Source organism: Rhizobium sp. BK289 (assembly GCF_014193575.1).
Lineage (GTDB): Bacteria > Pseudomonadota > Alphaproteobacteria > Rhizobiales > Rhizobiaceae > Rhizobium > Rhizobium tropici_C.
In genome coordinates, this window is record NZ_JACHZO010000008.1 from 247,053 (window position 1) to 262,745 (window position 15,693).

The following is a 15,693-nucleotide window of genomic DNA, read 5'->3' on the forward strand; positions in this document are numbered from 1 at the left end:
GCGGGCGCTCAGCGCCAGCCCCTAACTGAAATGTGGAATGCTTTCTGTCGCGAAACTCTTATTTTGCGAGCGGGTTTTGCGACAGATTTCCCTCTGAAAATCAGCGGTTCCGATTTTGTCGCAAAACTTAGGAGATTTGCGGCTTTTGCACGACACAGAAAAGATTGCCGTCAGGGTCTTGCAAAACCACATAGTCGGCATTTTCCGGATAGCGCCACGGGTACTGTTTCGCTCCGATCGTCAGCAAACGATTGACTTCCTCCTGCTGGCGATCGGTATAAAGGTCCAAGTGCAGCCAGCTTCTCCGCCAGCCGCTTCGGTCGCGAGCCTGAAAGGAAACATTCGGGCCGTGGCCTTCAGGATCATGAAGCACAACCCAGTCATCGCTCACAGGCTCGCGCGCGACGTAATGCAAGGCTTCCTGCCAGAACGCGACCATGCGCTCAAATTCACAGCAATGGATCACGATCGAGCCAATTTTGATCATTGTGGCTGCCTTCTTCGCGACATGGCGTGCTCTCGAGCGGAATAAAGTGATATGGGCTGTCGCAAAAATCCCCGAAACCTGCGACGGGATGTTTGCCAGATTACTTTCTAAGCATAGGCTAGGCACCAGCCGGAACCGCGAACCCAACATTGTTCAGTTGGTAGGTCATCATTACGGTACAGCCGCGTCACTCTCTTGTGCTCCCCGGTCTCGAATGCCACCGCAAGTGCTTTTTCCGATTCCGCGTCGCGCATTCCTTCACACGGGAAGATGGCCACCGGCGAAATCCATTGCGCATGGAATTCCCCACCCCTGCGCGTCACGAGGAACACCGCTCCTCGGAGGTGCATGTTGTTCCAATTGCTGCTGGTGAATCCAAGGTCGGTCGTCAGCGGGAGGATGAGCCTTCCGCCATCATTGAGCCGGTCCAGCCAGATATCTGCCGGTCGCGTTGCTCCCGCGTTCACATAGATCACATCGGCTGCATCGAAAGCCACGGAGCTTCCATCTCCCTGGACCACGGAAACGTTCCGACAGGGAGTAAGATTTGCTTTCGCCTGCGTAGCAAGCTCCGGATCGAACTCGATCGCCGTCACCTTGCCAGAGGCAGCAACGAGGTTCCCCATGATCGCGGAATAATAGCCGGTGCCAGCCCCAACATGCACGATATGCTCACCTGCTCGCGGCGCGGCTTGCGAAAGCAGGAAGGCATGAAGTGACGGCTGCCCGTTGTTGATGTGGCGCTCCGGGACGATGCCAACGATCTCATCCGTATAAAGGTAGACAGGATCGGCGGTCGGGGTCTGAACATAGGCTTTCCGCATTCGGAAGATCGGCCAGGGGCCAGAACCAAGAAAATCTTCTCGCGGCACTTCGGCAAACGCTCTTTCGATACGCTCATCGACAATTCTAACAGCCGCCGTGATCTGCTTCGCATAAGCTCGACGCACGATCTTCAATTCGTCCGGTGTCATCGGCAGAACCAACTCCAAAGAATAATTTTCCCGTCGCGAAATTCCTAGTCAAAGCGACAGTTCTGCGACGCACGCAGAATGCCCCACGAAGATACTTCCAACAAGATAAACCGCCTGAAACGCTCATGTCACAAGGGGTTCGGTAGCGGCATTTACTTGGATTCCACGTTAGGTCAGGGGCGGGCGCTCAGAATCCGCCCTTTGTTTTGGTATCCTCACTCTCTTGAGGCAATCTTCTCGAATGCCGTCGGATGAGGCAGATCTCTAGCAAGCAACTGCCGGATTTGCTCGGCGCATGCCTTCGGGCTGCTCATGGACGTATCGACCTCCAGATCGTAGATCCCGGGCAGGTGCACCTGTTCCTGCCAGGCGATGACCGGCGCGGGGATGGGCATATCCGCTCCGACAGCGACGTAAGTGCCCTGTCTTTCCGGTCCTTCCGCCAGCCGCCGCTGCATCACGACATCGAGCGGGCAGCGCACGCCAACGAACAGAGCAGGCAATCCTGCCAGCCATCGGGCGCAATCGGCAAGAATGCCGAGCGGCTGCGAATAGGCATCGTGATGGCCGAATTCGGCGACGACATTCAGCCCCATGCGGCTATGTGCGGCGATCGAGGCATAGAGTGCGGCATAAAGGCGCTGGACCAGCGGTTCGAGATCGGGCCGCTCACCGCCGGGGCGCAAGCCGATGCCCGGGCGATAGCGCGGGGGCGTCACATGTCGCACATAAGCGTCGACACCGAGATTGACCCATACGCCTTCGAATTCAGCCTGAATCACCTCGACGATGCTGCTTTTTCCGGATCGCGGCGCACCGTTCAGAATGACGATCTGGCCTGGCTGCAAGGCTTCGCTGAATGCCATAAATCCAATCCTTTTGTATGCTTTACAGGCGGATGGCGGTGATATCCGAGCTTTTCGATTGGACGGATACGCGCATCGCGGTTACTGATGGTGCTAAGGGGCGAAATCCATGTGTTCGCCCGCAATGGCAGACTGACAGAGACAGAACTTTGAACTCAGAGCAAGACAAGACGCCGGACGGGGTATCCCATAGCGACAGCGCTCTCTTCGCGCCCGTCGATCCCTTCAAGGTTGGCATACAGGGATGTTGCCCGCGTTGCGGCCAAGGCAAGCTCTTCGATGGCTTATTGTCGCTGAAACCGCGCTGTGCCGCCTGTGATCTCGACTATGCCTTCGCCGATGCCGGTGATGGTCCGGCTGTCTTCGTCATCCTGATTGTCGGTTTCATCATCATCGGTTCGGTCTTGTGGATGCAGATCAATTATGCGCCGCCGATCTGGGTCTACATAGTGCTGTTCGCGCCGTTGACGATCATTCTGTCGCTTCTGTCCCTGCGCTGGTGCAAGGGCATTCTGATTGCCCTGCAATATCGCAACAACGCCGCCGAAGGGCGCGTCCACCGTGACTGAGTCTGCAGTGCCTGTGCGCCGTGCCAATCCCTTATGGCAAATCGCCAAGGCGCTGCTTCTGCTCGTCGCGCTCGTCATTCTGCTGGGCCTTGGTACATGGCAGGTCGAGAGGCTGCAGTGGAAGGAAGGCCTGTTGGCCGATATCGCCGCCCGCAAGGATGCGCCGGCCGTACCCTTGTCGGCGATCGAAACTATGGCGGCCTCCGGCGGCGACATTGAGTATCGCGTGGTGACCGCCACCGGCCACTACCTCAACGACAAGGAGCGGCATTTCCTCGCCACCCATGACGGCGATCCCGGCTTTCATGTCTATACGCCATTGCAGCTGGTCGATGGCCGCTACCTCTTTGTCAATCGAGGCTTCGTGCCCTCCGAGGCAAAAGAGCCCGAAAAGCGCAAGCAGGGTGAAGTGACTGGCGAACAGACGATCATCGGCCTTGCCCGCGCCAAACTCGCCGAGCGGCCCGGCGGCATGCCGGACAATGATCTCGCCAAGAATATTTTCTACTGGAAAGATCTGGATGTCATGGCTGCCAGTGTCGGCCTGCCGAAGGACAAGGTGCTGCCCTTCTTCATCGATGCCGACAAGACGCCCAATCCAGGGGGCTTGCCGATCGGCGGCGTCACGATCATCGATCTGCCGAACAATCACCTGCAATATGCGGTGACCTGGTATGGCTTGGCGGTGGCGCTGGCAGCGATCGTCGCCATATCCTGGTGGCGTAAACGCCATCCGGACGCGCCCTCACAATAGAGACATGCAATAGAATAGCTTCATTTCGATGGAATATTCCGCTAGAGCATGATCCCAAAAAGTGCGCAGCGGTTTTTGGATAAGATCATGCGGACTGAATGGAGCAGGCGGCAGGGCAGCCCTATCTATGGCTCAAGCCACTGTCGCATTTCGGAAGAGATATGAACATAGCCATTTCCAAACCTGACCTGACCATCCGGCTTTGCGGGCCGCGCGGCTTCTGCGCCGGCGTCGATCGCGCTATCCAGATCGTCGTTCTGGCGCTGAAGGCCTATGGCGCACCCGTCTATGTCCGCCATGAGATCGTGCACAATCGCTATGTCGTCGAAGGGCTGGAGGCCAAGGGTGCCATCTTCGTCGAGGAGCTGGATGAAATCCCGGCCGAGCATCGCGCCCAGCCCGTCGTCTTCTCGGCGCATGGCGTGCCGAAATCCGTGCCGGCGGATGCCGATGCGCGCAATCTCTTCTATCTCGATGCCACCTGTCCGCTGGTCTCCAAGGTGCACAAGCAGGCCATGCGCCATAATCGCCTCGGCCGCCATGTCGTCCTGATCGGCCATGCCGGCCATCCGGAAGTGATCGGCACCATGGGCCAGCTGCCTGAGGGTGCCGTGTCGCTGATCGAAACCGTGGAGGACGCCGACGTCTACCAGCCTGATGATCCGGACAATCTCGGCTTCGTCACGCAGACGACGCTCTCTGTTGACGATACCGCCGGCGTCATCGCGCGGCTGCAGGAGCGCTTCCCAAATCTTACTGCACCAGCGGCAGACTCGATCTGCTACGCCACGACCAACCGCCAGGAAGTCGTGAAGGAGGCGGCGCCGGGCTGCGATCTCTTCATCGTCGTCGGTGCGCCGAACTCGTCGAATTCCAAGCGCCTCGTGGAAGTGGCGCTGAGGGCAGGGGCGAAGAAATCCGTCCTCGTGCAGCGCGCCGCCGAGATCGATTGGGACGATATCGGCGATATCAAGACGGTCGGTTTGTCGGCTGGTGCATCTGCGCCAGAAGTCATCGTCAACGAGATCATCGAAGCCTTCCGCGCCCGCTATAATGCTGTGGTGGAACTTGCCGAAACTGTGAAGGAAACCGAGAATTTCCTCGTCAATCGCGAGCTTCGCAGTATAGAGCTGACGACAGCAGACATGGCTTTCGTCAACGGCGAATAGCCGACCTAAGGCGCTCAAGTTCGGGACTGTTTCGTGGCCGTTTATACCGATATTACCGAAGACGATTTGAAGTGGTTCCTGACCGAATATGATGTCGGCGAATTGCTCTCTTATAAGGGCATTGCCGAAGGCGTCGAGAACTCGAACTTCCTCTTACATACGAGCCGCGATCCGCTGATTCTGACGCTTTACGAGAAGCGCGTCGACAAGGGCGATCTGCCGTTCTTCCTGGGGCTGATGCAGCATCTGGCGAGCCGCGGCCTATCCTGTCCACTGCCTTTGCCGCGCCGTGACGGCGCCTTGCTCGGTCATCTCTCCGGCCGCCCTGCCGCCCTGATCTCCTTCCTCGAGGGCATGTGGCTGCGCAAGCCCGAGGCGCATCACTGCCGCGAGGTCGGCAAGGCGCTGGCCGCCATGCATATTGCCGGTGAAGGCTTCGCCATCCGCCGCACGAACGCGCTGTCGCTTGAGGGCTGGCAAGCGCTCTGGGAGAAATCCGAAGCACGCGCCGACGAAGTCGAAACCGGCCTGCAGGACGAAATCTGCGGCGAACTCGATTTCCTCGCAAAGCATTGGCCGAAGAATCTGCCGGAAGGCGTCATCCATGCCGATCTCTTTCCGGACAATGTCTTCTTCCTCGGGGACAAACTCTCCGGTCTGATCGATTTCTATTTCGCCTGCAACGATCAGCTCGCCTACGACGTCTCGATCTGCCTCAATGCCTGGTGCTTCGAAAAGGACCATGCCTATAACATCACCAAGGGCATGGCGCTGCTAGAGGGTTATCAGAGCGTGCGACCGCTGAGCGAGGCTGAAATCGCCGCTCTGCCGACGCTTGCCCGTGGCTCGGCGCTGCGCTTCTTCCTGACGCGGCTTTACGACTGGCTGACGACGCCGGCAGGCGCCATGGTCACCAAGAAAGACCCGATCGAATATCTGCGCAAGCTGCGCTTCCATCGCCAGATCGCCTCTGCGGCCGAATATGGGCTGAAGGCATGAAGCACGTCGATATTTTTACCGACGGCGCCTGCTCGGGCAACCCCGGTCCCGGCGGCTGGGGGGCGGTGCTTCGCTATGGCGAGGTGGAAAAGGAACTCTCCGGCGGCGAAGCAGATACGACCAACAACCGCATGGAGCTGATGGCGGCGATCTCGGCGCTTGGCGCTCTGAAAAGCCCCTGCGAAGTCGATCTCTATACCGACAGCGTCTACGTCAAGGACGGCATCACCAAATGGATCTTCGGCTGGAAGAAGAACGGCTGGAAGACCGCCGACAAGAAGCCGGTGAAGAATGCCGAGCTGTGGCAGGCGCTGGACGAGGCCTATAACAGGCACCAGGTGACGCTGCACTGGGTCAAGGGGCATGCGGGACACCCGGAGAACGAGCGGGCCGACGAGTTGGCGCGCAAGGGCATGGAGCCTTTCAAGCGGAGGTAAGAGCGAAGATCCTTCGTTCTCGGCACAGACTTTTCACCAAAGGCTATTCCGGTTTCGGACTCTTATCGATGCTTTGCGCCGCACGATCAGAGCGGATAGTTCGAGTAGATCATCTTGAGATTTGGATCGTTGGCGATGCTGACGGGAGTCACGAGGCTCTGGTTGAGGATGTATCGATAGCACTGGTCGAAATCGTAGCCGCGTTCCGTGCATTCGCTGTCGCGCTTCCAGCGTGACTGAACGAGCTTTCTGACAAGGATATTGTCGATGTTTAGCTCCGATATTTTTTGCACCTTGCCAATCTCCAGACCTACCGCTTTGTAAGCGAGATAGGGCAGCTCGCTGCAATAGATCGCATCGTTGTTGAAGGAGAAGAAAAGATCGTAGGGTTTGCCGTAGAATGTGCGGGAATGCGATATGAGCTGTCGCGCCGTTTCAGGTGTGAGACGCTGATCGCGATAGATCGTAACCCGCTTCAGCAAGCCGCGATTGACCCAGGTTTCTAGCGGCGTTTCCTTGACCTTCTCTGCGGCCTCTATGACAGTGATGGTCCCGTGATCATTCTTGATGATGCCCATATGCGAAAAGGTGGAGCTGGTCGCGAATATGATGGCGCTTGATTGGTTGCTGGTCGATGTCTGAAAAATCAGGTCACCATCGTTAAGCGGAGGATAATCGCCACCAGCAGTGGCATAGAGTGTTCCTGCAACAAGGCAGGCCAATAGGATCGCGGCGGCTATCAGTTTCTTCATGCCATCCCCGGAACCAATTGAAAGTTCTTGATCAATTTATCTTCTTGAAAACACTTTTCGCGCTGAAAGATGGCATCTGGAAGGCTGGGCAACAAAACAGATGACGATGTGGCGGCAATTCCAGCGGGAGTCATCGAGCGGATACTTCCCGAAGGCAGGGATAAGGCAGGACTTGCCGCGCCGTACAAGGCGCGATCACCTCAGGATGTGATCGAGCGCGCTTCTTACACGCGGCCTTTCGGTTACGGAGAGCGGCAGGATCGGGCGCGGTGGATCAATCCGGCAAAGGTCGAGCGCTTCGGCAATCGCGTACATGACACGGAAGCTGCCGAACTCCTTGAACAGGCTCCATAGCGGCTGGAATTTTTGATCGAGCCGTTCCGTTTCGGCGGTGTCGCCGGCTTGGGCAGCCCGTGTGAGGGCCAGCGCTTCGGCGGGCAGGAGACCGGCGATCACGCTGTACCAGGCGTCACAACCCGCCAGTAGCCCGGCCGCGGCTCCCCAATCGCCGCTATAGCCGATGGAGAAATCCTTTGGCGTTTCCTGGCGCAGAAGTCCCATCTCTCCCTTGAAATCGCTCTCCGGCGGCAATGGCATCTTCACCGCCACGATGTTCGCCACCTTTGCCAGCCGGGCAATCAGCGCGTGGCTGAAGGTAAATCTCGTCGTGCCGGGATTGTTATAGATGCAGAGCGGCAGCTCGCCGGCCTCCGCGACGGCTGCGAAATGCTGGTAGACCTCTTCCTCCGTGAGTGGAGTATAGGACATGGGGGCAAGCAATAGCCCGTCCGCGCCGGCAGCCCTGGCGTCGCGCGCCAATGCCTGAGCCTCGTCGGTTCGCAGCGCTCCGACGCCGACGATGACGGGGATCTTGCCGCCGACACCTGTCATCGCGGCCTCAACGGCGCGCCGCCGCTCGTCGCGTGACAGAAAGGCGTAGCCGCCGGTGCTGCCGAGCAATCCAATGGAATCGGCGCCGGCCAGATGGATGCGTTCAAGCAGGCGTGTGAGCACTGCAATATCAACGTGTCCGGAAGCATCGGCCGGGGTAATGGGGAAGGCCGAAAGACCAGTAAAGAGCGTCATGATCGTCTTCATCCTTCCTTGAGCTCCGGACAACCGCGGCGATCGAAAACAGGCTGTTTGCCCATGAATACGCCGCGCAAGTCATATCCCGCTCAACAACTTGGTGGCAATCATCCACATGGTAAAAGCAATGAGCGTTTCCAGAATGCGCCAGGATGCGGGCTTCGCAAAGATCGGTCTCAGCCATCTCGCGCCAAAGCCAAGCGAAAAGAAGAACAGGAAGGAACCCGTCATGGCACCCGCCGCAAATGAAGCCTCGTTTCCCGGAAACCGGGTCGAGATCGTGCCAAGCAGCGCGACGGTATCGAGATAGACATGCGGGTTGAGCCAGGTGAGCGCCAGGCACATGGCGAGCGTCTGCCGGAAGCTCGCTGATTTCGCTTCTCCGGCGGCCAGCACCGCCGACGAACGCAAGGCGGAATAGAGGCTCCTTGCCCCATACCAGATGAGGAAGGCCGCTCCCGCATAGCGCATGACCGGATCGAGCCAGGGAAGCAGGGCGGCGATCTGGCGAAAGCTCGTCACCCCGAGCACGATGAGCGCGGCATCGGAGAGGGCGCAGGCGAGGCAGACGGCGAATACATGTTCGTTGCGAAGGCCCTGGCGCAGGACGAAGGCGTTTTGCGCACCGATCGCGACAATCAGGCTGAGGCCCATCGTGAGGCCTGTCAGGTAAATCGAAAAATTCATGCTCGAAGCAATTCCGGTAAAAGTGCGAAGCGGTTTTCGTCCGGAATTGCGCAAAAAAGAAAAGTTTTAGCGAAATGCTCCGAAATGAATGAGCCTTTCAGTATCGCCATATGTGGGTTTAGGCTAATTAATGTTGCTAACCCGGATTAAGAAAAACTAAGCTATGCTCGACTATTCAGCTCTCCGTGCCGTCTCAATGGTCGTGCAGACCGGCAGCTTCGAAAAGGCTGCGGGCATTCTGAACGTAACGCCGTCGGCCGTCTCGCAGCGGGTGAAACAGCTTGAGGAGCGCCTCGGCGTGGTTCTGATCGCCAGGAGCAACCCGTGCACCGCGACGGAAAAGGGCGAATGGCTCTGCCGCCATATGGAGAATGTCGGCATGCTCGAAGACGAGCTGTTCGGGCGCCTGCCGGCCCTCGCCGATCCGGGCGAGCCCCAGCAAAAGGTAATGCTTCGCATTGCCACGAATGCCGATAGCCTCGGGACGTGGTTCGTAGAGGCCATATCCGGCTTTGCCAAGCGCTCTCCCTATCTGCTGAATATCGCCATCGATGACCAGGATCATACCGCCGAATGGCTGCAGCGCGGGCGGGTGATCGCGGCCGTCACCAGCCTGGAAAAGCCGATCCAGGGATGCCGGCGCACATCCCTCGGTGCGCTCCGCTATCATGCGACTGCAAGCCCCGATTTCATGGCCCGGTATTTTAAAGCGGGCGTGACCCCGGAAGCGATCGTGAATGCGCCGGCCTTGACCTTTAACCAGAAGGACAGGCTTCAAAGCCAGTGGATACGCCAGACATTCGGAAAGGATTTTACCTATCCGAGCCACTGGCTGCCGTCGACACAGGGCTTCGTCGATGCCAGCCTCTCAGGCATGGGATGGGGCATGAATCCCATCCAGCTCGTACGGGAACATCTGCAGGCCGGGCGCTTGGTCGAGCTGATTCCCGATACCCCGCTGAACATCCCATTATATTGGCAGGTGAGCCGCCTCGCGGCCGATCGGCTTGCCGAATTAACGCGTGAGATCATCGCAACAGCCAAATACCATCTGTCGGCGTGAGCTGTGCTTCGAGCTGAGCAGTTTACAATTGGCTCCGCTGCCTGGAACGGAATGTTCGCGAATCGGCGCCTTGCCCCGCTGCCCTTTACCTCTATGCTGCTCCCGATTTCCAGGGAGACTGACTTATGATCCTGCATTGCGTTTTTCTTAGACTCAAATCCGCCCTGACACAGGAGGAGAAGAGGGCGCTCTTCGAATCCGTCGCCGCCTTGCAGAAGGTCATTCCGGGTATTGTCGACGTGAAATATGGGCCAAACGTCTCGCCCGAGGGCCTGCATGGCGGCTTCGCCGATGGATTTGTCGTCACTTTTGAAAGTGCCGAAGCGCGCGATGCCTATCTAGTGCATCCTGATCACGTCGCTGTCGGCGAACGGATCGTTTCGTCCACGGATGGCGGCCTGGCCGGCCTGATGATCTTCGATTTCAATCTTTAATGGAACGGGCGGCAGGCGCAGGCTTCGACCATGCTCATGCCGGCCGCCTGGGCGCGACGACCCGGAGGTTCATCTCGGAGCGCAAGCGGAAGCCCATTGCCCTGTAAAGCGAGATCGCAGGCGTGTTCGTGGCACGGGCGTGCAGGTAGACGGTTTCGTCTCTCGCCGAGATTTCGCCGGCAACGAAGCGGAAGAGCAGGGTGCCGAGGCCCCGTCCCTGAAAATCTGGATGGGTGCAAAGGCCGCTGAGTTCGGTAAAGCCAGGCTGGCGCATGCGCTGGCCGGCCATGGCAACGAGGCGGCCATCGATCTTCACACCCCAAAATGGGCCGAGACTTTGGGCGCGCAGCGTAAACGGGCCGGGTTCGGTCAGCGTGGCCAGGGCAAGCATCTCCGTTGCATCGGCTTCCGTCAGCGCTTCGATCCGGCTGTCGGAAATCCGCTGATAGGGCCGTTCCGCGATCATCTGCACCAACTTGCTTTCGGAGACGATCGTCAAGCCCTGGGGGAGTGGGAGAGGGTTGGCTTCCACGAGCGCCATGATCTCGCCGGCTGCCGGCAGACTCTGCAAAGCCTCCAGGCTTTCCGACGTATCATCGGCAGGCGCGGCGAAAGGCACGATGGAAGGTGGATAGCGGAGGGCATGCTCGCTGCCTTCGGCCAAGGTCGCGTGGGCGGTACGAAGCGCGCTCCAGGCCGGCCGGTCGAGAATATGGCTCATGGTTTCTGCTCCTTGTCGGGATTGCCCCGACGGGCAAGCGGCGCTTCGGCAAGCCCGTCCTCGATTGCGGCGAGTTGTTGCAGGATCGGCCTGGAACTCTCGCCGCAGAGCTCCGTTACCGCCTGTTCGATACGCGGCCAGACGAATCGTTTCGAATAATCGACGAGTTCCTGTCCTTGCGGGGTCAGCGAGACCAATCTTCGGCGCTGGTCTTCGGGCGAGGCCTGCATGTCGACATAACCCAATTCCAAAAGCTGAGAGATGGTGCGCGTGGCTCCCGGCTGGGTGATGCCGACAGCTTGCGCAAGTTCACCGATGGTAAGCGGACCAGCCCGATCGATTGCGGCCAGGAAGGGATATTGGGCAGATTGTAGCGAAACGCCAAGCTCCTCCATAATCTGCTGGGTGTCTGCCTGAAGTCGTTCGCCGATGCGACGAAAGCGGCTGCCGAGACAAAGGAATCCCAGCGATTTCACGATATCCTCGACCATGGCGATCCTCAACTCAATTTCATAACTAGTTATATAAATTGTTATGCAATTGCCGTCAAGTCATGAGTGCTGCAGCATGCTTGGGTTGGATATTGAGGTATGGGAGAAGCCGCGGGCATATGCCCGCGGCCATGCTTGTTCGGCTGCTTCAGCTCGACTTCGCCATCGCTGCAGCGAGTTGATCAACGTTATAACGGAACATTTTTTCATAAGTCGAAGCTGGCCCGTTGGCCTTTGACAGCGATTCGACATAGAGCTCACCGCCGGGTTCGGCGCCGGTTGCCTTGGCAACCTGCTTGACGAGGCGCGGGTCGTTTGAGTTTTCGAAGAAGTAAGTCTTCACATGCTCGGTCTTGATCTGCTCGATCAGCTGGGCGACCTTGGCAGCCGAGGCTTCCGTCTCTGTCGAAAAGCCAATCGGAGCAAGGAAGTTCACCTTATATTCGCGGCCGAAGTAGCCGAAGGCATCATGGCTCGTCAGCACTTTGCGGCGATCGTCCGGAATCTTGTCAAACTTGCTGTGCGCATAGGTGTCAAGCTCAGTCAGAACCTTCGTGTAGCGCTCGGCATTGGCCTTGAAATCGGCGGCGTCGGCCGGATCGGCGGCGGAAAGAGCCTTTTCGATATTGGCGACCCAGATCTTCACATTGATCGGGCTGTTCCAGACATGCGGATCGGTGACGGTCTTACCGTCATCCACCATGGTGCGGGTGTTGATGCCTTCGGAAGCGACAACAGGCGTTCCCTTGTAGCCGGATGCGCTGATCAGCCGGTCCATCCAGCCTTCCAGGCCTTCGCCGCTGACGAAGACGACCTTGGCAGCGTTCAGCGTCTTGGCATCGGCCGGAGACGGCTCGAATTCATGGGGGTCGCCGTTCGCGCCGACGAGGCTCGATACCTTCACGTGGTCACCGCCGACATGCTTGACGACATCGGCGAGCACGGTGAAGGACGCCACGACATTGAGCGTTTCGGCAGAAGCGGGTGCAGCGACGCCGAAGGCGACGAAGGCTGTTGCAGCCGCAGAGAGAAGCAGTCTCTGTTTGTTCATGCGAGTCTCCTTGTTCGGATTAGCCCCGGAGATGGGGACGGGGGAAGAACCGCCGGGCAAGGCCCGAGGGTGCGAAGAGAATGGAGAAGCCGTAGATCAGGCTGGCGGTGATGATGATCGTGGGGCCTGAAGCAAATTCGAGATGGTAGGAGGCAATAAGGCCGAGATAGCCTGAAGCCATCGCCGTGCCCGTTGCGATCGCCATCATGGCAGGCAGGCTGCGCGACCAGAGCTGCGCCACGGCGGCCGGCAGCATCATCAGCCCGACGGCCATCAGCGTGCCGAGCGCCTGGAAGCTTGCCACGAGATTAAGCACGACCAACAGCAGGAACAGGAAGTGATAGAGCGGTCCGCGTCCGCCGACCGCACGCAGGAAACCGGGATCGAAGCATTCCATCACAAGCGGCCGGTAGATGACGGCGAGCGCCAACAGCGTCACTGTGGTGATCGCGCCGATCTGGTAGAGGGCAGGCGCATCGATTGCAAGAATGGTGCCGAAGAGCACATGCAGAAGATCGATATTGGAGCCGCGCAGCGATACGATGAGAACGCCCAGCGCCAGCGAGGTCAGATAGAAGCTGGCAAAACTCGCATCCTCCTGCAGCACGGTCGTGCGGCTGACGAGGCCGGAGAGCAGCGCCACCGAAAGGCCGGCCACGAGCCCGCCAAGCCCCATGGCCGTCAGCGACAGCGAGCCGGCAATGAGATAGCCGATAGCAGCACCAGGCAGGACGGCGTGGCTCATCGCATCGCCCATCAGGCTCATGCGCCTGAGCATCAGGAAAACGCCGATAGGCCCGGAGCCGAGGCCGAGGCAGACGCAGGCAATCAGCGCGCGCCGCATGAAGCCGTAATCCGCGAAGGGCGCGAGGAAGATGTCGTAGACGGTCATTCGGCCGGCTCCCGCTTCGCGAGTTCGCCACTGTCATGCTCCTCTTCCGGCAGGCATGCTTCGGCCTCCTCGTCCCAGCTTTCGGCCATGGCGCGCGCCTTGATGAGGTTCGTTGGGCTCATGACATCTTCCGTCCTGCCCCATCCTACGAGTTCGCGGGCGATCAGCAGCGTTTCGGGGAAATAGCTTTGCACCTGCTCGAAATCGTGCAGCACAGCGATGACCGTGCGTCCCTCCCGGTTCCATCTCAGCACGAGGTCGAGAAGATCGCGTGTCGTGCGCTGGTCGATCGCGGTGAAAGGTTCATCCAGGAGAATGACACGGGCATCCTGCAGCAGCAGCCGCGCAAACAGTACCCGCTGGAACTGCCCGGCTGAAAGCGAGCCGATATGTCGGCTTTCGAAGCCTGACAGACCGACGATGCCGAGCGCATCGCGCGCCCGTTCGGCATCTTTGCGTGAAAATCGGCCGAAAGCACCGGCATTCTTCCAGGCGCCGAGCATGACAGTATCGGCGACCGAGATCGGGAAGAGGCGGTTCATATCGGCCGCTTGCGGCAGATAGCCGAAGTCGTTGCGCGTCAGCGGGCCGCGATCGACCGAGCCTTCCGCCGGCCGCAATTCGCCGACGATCGCTTTCAGCAGCGTCGACTTGCCGGCCCCGTTCGGCCCGGCAATCGCCGTCAGGCTGCCGGCGGCAAAGCCGCCCGAGATGTGGTGGACGGCCGGATGGCGCTCATAGGTGACGGTGAGATTGCTGAGGCGGATCAGATCGTTCATGCCAGCGCCACCGCCCAACCGATGGCGGCCCAGAGCACCGCAATGCCGATCGCCACATAGGCAAGGCGCATCAAGGCCGAGCGCCCCATGAGGGACGCTGCGAAAGGATCACGGTCAAAAGGCATTCCGGCGCTTTCAATTATGTAATAACATTACATGTTGTAGCCGATGAAATACGGCGAAAAAGAGGCGGAGAGTAGATTGGCAGTGGCCGAGCACCGGTAATTGGCGGCCTGCGTCAATAATGCTATAGATAGAGCATTATCTGTCATTCACTGGCCTGACGTTACGGGAGAGATGCTTATGAATGTTTCTATCGGTGAACGCTGGGAAAAATTCGTTGAGAAAACAGTGGAAGAGGGGCGTTACAGCTCCGCCAGTGAAGTTGTGCGCGAAGGTCTCCGGCTCGTAGAGGAGCGGGAGGCGAAAATAGCAGCGCTACGGCGTACTCTGGAGGCATCGATCGATCGCGGAGGCGATGTATCTGACGAGGAGCTTGGCGCCGCTTTGGAAGCCAAGGCGGCCGAACTGCCAAAAGAAAGCCGTTGAGTGCCTCGGCTTCGTTATACAGCCACAGCCCAGGATAACATCCTGGATATTCTTGTATTTATAACGCGTCAAAGCGGCAGCCCAAAAGTCGCTTTGGAATTTACTGGGCAATTACGCCGCAAGTGCGCAAATCTCGCCGCTTTGCCAGGTCACATGGGCCGCCTGCGGCCGGAGTTGAGAAACGACATGCGTAGCTTTGCATTTCGCGGATATGTGATCTTCTTCCGCTATATCGATGATGTTTTCGAGGTTGTGAATGTGCTCGAAGGACATCGCGATTTCGATGCCCATTTCCACGAGGACAAATAAAGAAAGAGCGCCTCTGAGGCGCTCTGCATTTTCCATCTGAATGATCTTAAAGCTGCTCGATCATCGCAGCCGCACCCGAAACCGTTGCCTGGCCGGGACTTTCCTCGATGTTCAGTGTCTTCACTACGCCGTCTTCCACCAGCATGGAATAACGCTTCGAGCGGATGCCGAGGCCGCCGGCGGAGAGGTCGACATCGAGGCCGAGCGCCTTGGTGAAGGAACCGTCCCAATCGGCAAGGAAATGAATCTTGCCCAGGCCGCCCGATGATTGTGCCCAGGCGCCCATGACATGCCAGTCATTGATGGCGACCACGGCGATGTCATCGACGCCCTTGGCGAGAATCGCGTCGCGGTTCTCGAGAAAGCCCGGCAGATGATTGAGCGAGCAGGTGGGCGTAAACGCGCCGGGAACGGCAAAGAGCACGACGCGCTTGCCGGCAAACAGCTGCTCGGTGGTGATCTCGACCGGGCCGTCGGCGGTCTTTTCCTTGAAGGTGGCGGCAGGCAGCGTGTCGCCGATGGCGATAGACATGGTTCTCTCCTCGGGTCGTGAATTCGGGGCGCTGCTGCGCCGCCGATGGTTTGAAGCGGGTGCAGGAAACTATAGAGCAATTCCAGGAA

The 15,693-nt window shown here is 58.9% G+C and carries 22 protein-coding genes; 9 read left to right on the forward strand and 13 right to left on the reverse strand.

Going from position 1 to position 15,693, the window contains the following annotated elements:
* Positions 1-127: 127 nt before the first annotated feature.
* From FHT84_RS17705 to FHT84_RS17715, 3 genes are all read right to left on the reverse strand, one after another.
* A complete protein-coding gene (locus tag FHT84_RS17705; RefSeq protein WP_112341192.1) occupies positions 128-487 on the reverse strand; it encodes a VOC family protein in 360 nt (119 codons plus the stop codon).
* Positions 488-594: 107 nt separating this feature from the next.
* Positions 595-1,461: an rRNA adenine N-6-methyltransferase family protein gene (locus FHT84_RS17710; RefSeq protein ID WP_246698554.1), complete on the reverse strand. Its 867-nt coding sequence runs from the start codon at positions 1,459-1,461 to the stop codon at positions 595-597.
* A 215-nt stretch (positions 1,462-1,676) separates the two neighbouring features.
* On the reverse strand, positions 1,677-2,327 hold the full coding sequence (locus FHT84_RS17715; RefSeq protein WP_112341194.1) for a chloramphenicol phosphotransferase: 651 nt from the start codon (positions 2,325-2,327) through the stop codon (positions 1,677-1,679).
* Positions 2,328-2,476: 149 nt separating this feature from the next.
* Between FHT84_RS17715 and FHT84_RS17720 the strand changes: the two genes are divergently transcribed.
* From FHT84_RS17720 to rnhA, 5 genes are all read left to right on the forward strand, one after another.
* Positions 2,477-2,896: a DUF983 domain-containing protein gene (locus FHT84_RS17720; RefSeq protein WP_112341195.1), complete on the forward strand. Its 420-nt coding sequence runs from the start codon at positions 2,477-2,479 to the stop codon at positions 2,894-2,896.
* The gene (locus FHT84_RS17725; RefSeq protein WP_181592299.1) at positions 2,889-3,650 is read left to right on the forward strand and encodes an SURF1 family protein; all 762 of its coding nucleotides are present in this window, start codon (positions 2,889-2,891) and stop codon (positions 3,648-3,650) included. The genes FHT84_RS17720 and FHT84_RS17725 overlap by 8 nt, the downstream gene beginning before the upstream one ends.
* Positions 3,651-3,811: 161 nt before the next feature.
* Positions 3,812-4,819, forward strand: a complete 1,008-nt coding sequence (ispH, locus tag FHT84_RS17730) for a 4-hydroxy-3-methylbut-2-enyl diphosphate reductase (protein ID WP_112341249.1) — start codon at positions 3,812-3,814, stop codon at positions 4,817-4,819.
* Between the two features lie 33 nt (positions 4,820-4,852).
* Complete coding sequence (locus tag FHT84_RS17735; protein WP_113250070.1) at positions 4,853-5,818, forward strand: homoserine kinase; 966 nt, start codon at positions 4,853-4,855, stop codon at positions 5,816-5,818.
* The gene (gene rnhA / locus FHT84_RS17740) at positions 5,815-6,255 is read left to right on the forward strand and encodes a ribonuclease HI (protein ID WP_112341197.1); all 441 of its coding nucleotides are present in this window, start codon (positions 5,815-5,817) and stop codon (positions 6,253-6,255) included. The genes FHT84_RS17735 and rnhA overlap by 4 nt, the downstream gene beginning before the upstream one ends.
* Positions 6,256-6,341: 86 nt before the next feature.
* Here the strand turns inward: rnhA and FHT84_RS17745 are convergent, their stop codons facing one another.
* From FHT84_RS17745 to FHT84_RS17755, 3 genes are all read right to left on the reverse strand, one after another.
* Complete coding sequence (locus FHT84_RS17745; protein ID WP_112341198.1) at positions 6,342-7,007, reverse strand: YiiX/YebB-like N1pC/P60 family cysteine hydrolase; 666 nt, start codon at positions 7,005-7,007, stop codon at positions 6,342-6,344.
* A gap of 195 nt (positions 7,008-7,202) precedes the next feature.
* A complete protein-coding gene (locus FHT84_RS17750; RefSeq protein ID WP_113250076.1) occupies positions 7,203-8,093 on the reverse strand; it encodes a dihydrodipicolinate synthase family protein in 891 nt (296 codons plus the stop codon).
* Positions 8,094-8,174: 81 nt separating this feature from the next.
* On the reverse strand, positions 8,175-8,783 hold the full coding sequence (locus tag FHT84_RS17755) for a LysE/ArgO family amino acid transporter (RefSeq protein ID WP_112341199.1): 609 nt from the start codon (positions 8,781-8,783) through the stop codon (positions 8,175-8,177).
* Between the two features lie 163 nt (positions 8,784-8,946).
* Here FHT84_RS17755 and FHT84_RS17760 point away from each other — a divergent pair, with 163 nt between their 5' ends.
* Positions 8,947-9,846: a LysR family transcriptional regulator ArgP gene (locus tag FHT84_RS17760; RefSeq protein WP_113250069.1), complete on the forward strand. Its 900-nt coding sequence runs from the start codon at positions 8,947-8,949 to the stop codon at positions 9,844-9,846.
* Positions 9,847-9,971: 125 nt separating this feature from the next.
* The gene (locus FHT84_RS17765) at positions 9,972-10,280 is read left to right on the forward strand and encodes a Dabb family protein (RefSeq protein ID WP_112341201.1); all 309 of its coding nucleotides are present in this window, start codon (positions 9,972-9,974) and stop codon (positions 10,278-10,280) included.
* Between the two features lie 34 nt (positions 10,281-10,314).
* Here FHT84_RS17765 and FHT84_RS17770 read toward each other — a convergent pair whose 3' ends face one another.
* The 6 genes from FHT84_RS17770 to FHT84_RS31685 form a co-directional block, all read right to left on the reverse strand.
* Positions 10,315-11,001 (reverse strand): GNAT family N-acetyltransferase, encoded by a 687-nt coding sequence (locus tag FHT84_RS17770; RefSeq protein ID WP_112341202.1) that lies wholly within the window; start codon positions 10,999-11,001, stop codon positions 10,315-10,317.
* Entirely contained in the window at positions 10,998-11,492 is a 495-nt protein-coding gene (locus tag FHT84_RS17775; RefSeq protein ID WP_112341203.1) for a MarR family transcriptional regulator, read from the reverse strand. The genes FHT84_RS17770 and FHT84_RS17775 overlap by 4 nt, the downstream gene beginning before the upstream one ends.
* 148 nt (positions 11,493-11,640) lie before the next feature.
* A complete protein-coding gene (locus FHT84_RS17780; protein ID WP_113250068.1) occupies positions 11,641-12,543 on the reverse strand; it encodes a zinc ABC transporter substrate-binding protein in 903 nt (300 codons plus the stop codon).
* Between the two features lie 19 nt (positions 12,544-12,562).
* Positions 12,563-13,435 (reverse strand): metal ABC transporter permease, encoded by an 873-nt coding sequence (locus FHT84_RS17785; protein WP_112341205.1) that lies wholly within the window; start codon positions 13,433-13,435, stop codon positions 12,563-12,565.
* On the reverse strand, positions 13,432-14,214 hold the full coding sequence (locus FHT84_RS17790; protein WP_112341206.1) for an ABC transporter ATP-binding protein: 783 nt from the start codon (positions 14,212-14,214) through the stop codon (positions 13,432-13,434). Before FHT84_RS17790 ends, FHT84_RS17785 begins: the two co-directional genes overlap by 4 nt.
* Entirely contained in the window at positions 14,211-14,339 is a 129-nt protein-coding gene (locus tag FHT84_RS31685; RefSeq protein ID WP_281023982.1) for a hypothetical protein, read from the reverse strand. The genes FHT84_RS17790 and FHT84_RS31685 overlap by 4 nt, the downstream gene beginning before the upstream one ends.
* 178 nt (positions 14,340-14,517) lie before the next feature.
* Between FHT84_RS31685 and FHT84_RS17795 the strand changes: the two genes are divergently transcribed.
* Complete coding sequence (locus FHT84_RS17795; protein ID WP_112341207.1) at positions 14,518-14,763, forward strand: type II toxin-antitoxin system ParD family antitoxin; 246 nt, start codon at positions 14,518-14,520, stop codon at positions 14,761-14,763.
* Positions 14,764-15,072, forward strand: coding sequence for a type II toxin-antitoxin system RelE/ParE family toxin (locus FHT84_RS17800; RefSeq protein WP_112341208.1), 309 nt, complete (start codon positions 14,764-14,766; stop codon positions 15,070-15,072).
* 46 nt (positions 15,073-15,118) lie between these two features.
* Here FHT84_RS17800 and FHT84_RS17805 read toward each other — a convergent pair whose 3' ends face one another.
* Positions 15,119-15,604, reverse strand: coding sequence for a peroxiredoxin (locus FHT84_RS17805; RefSeq protein WP_112341209.1), 486 nt, complete (start codon positions 15,602-15,604; stop codon positions 15,119-15,121).
* Between the last annotated feature and the right edge of the window lie 89 nt (positions 15,605-15,693).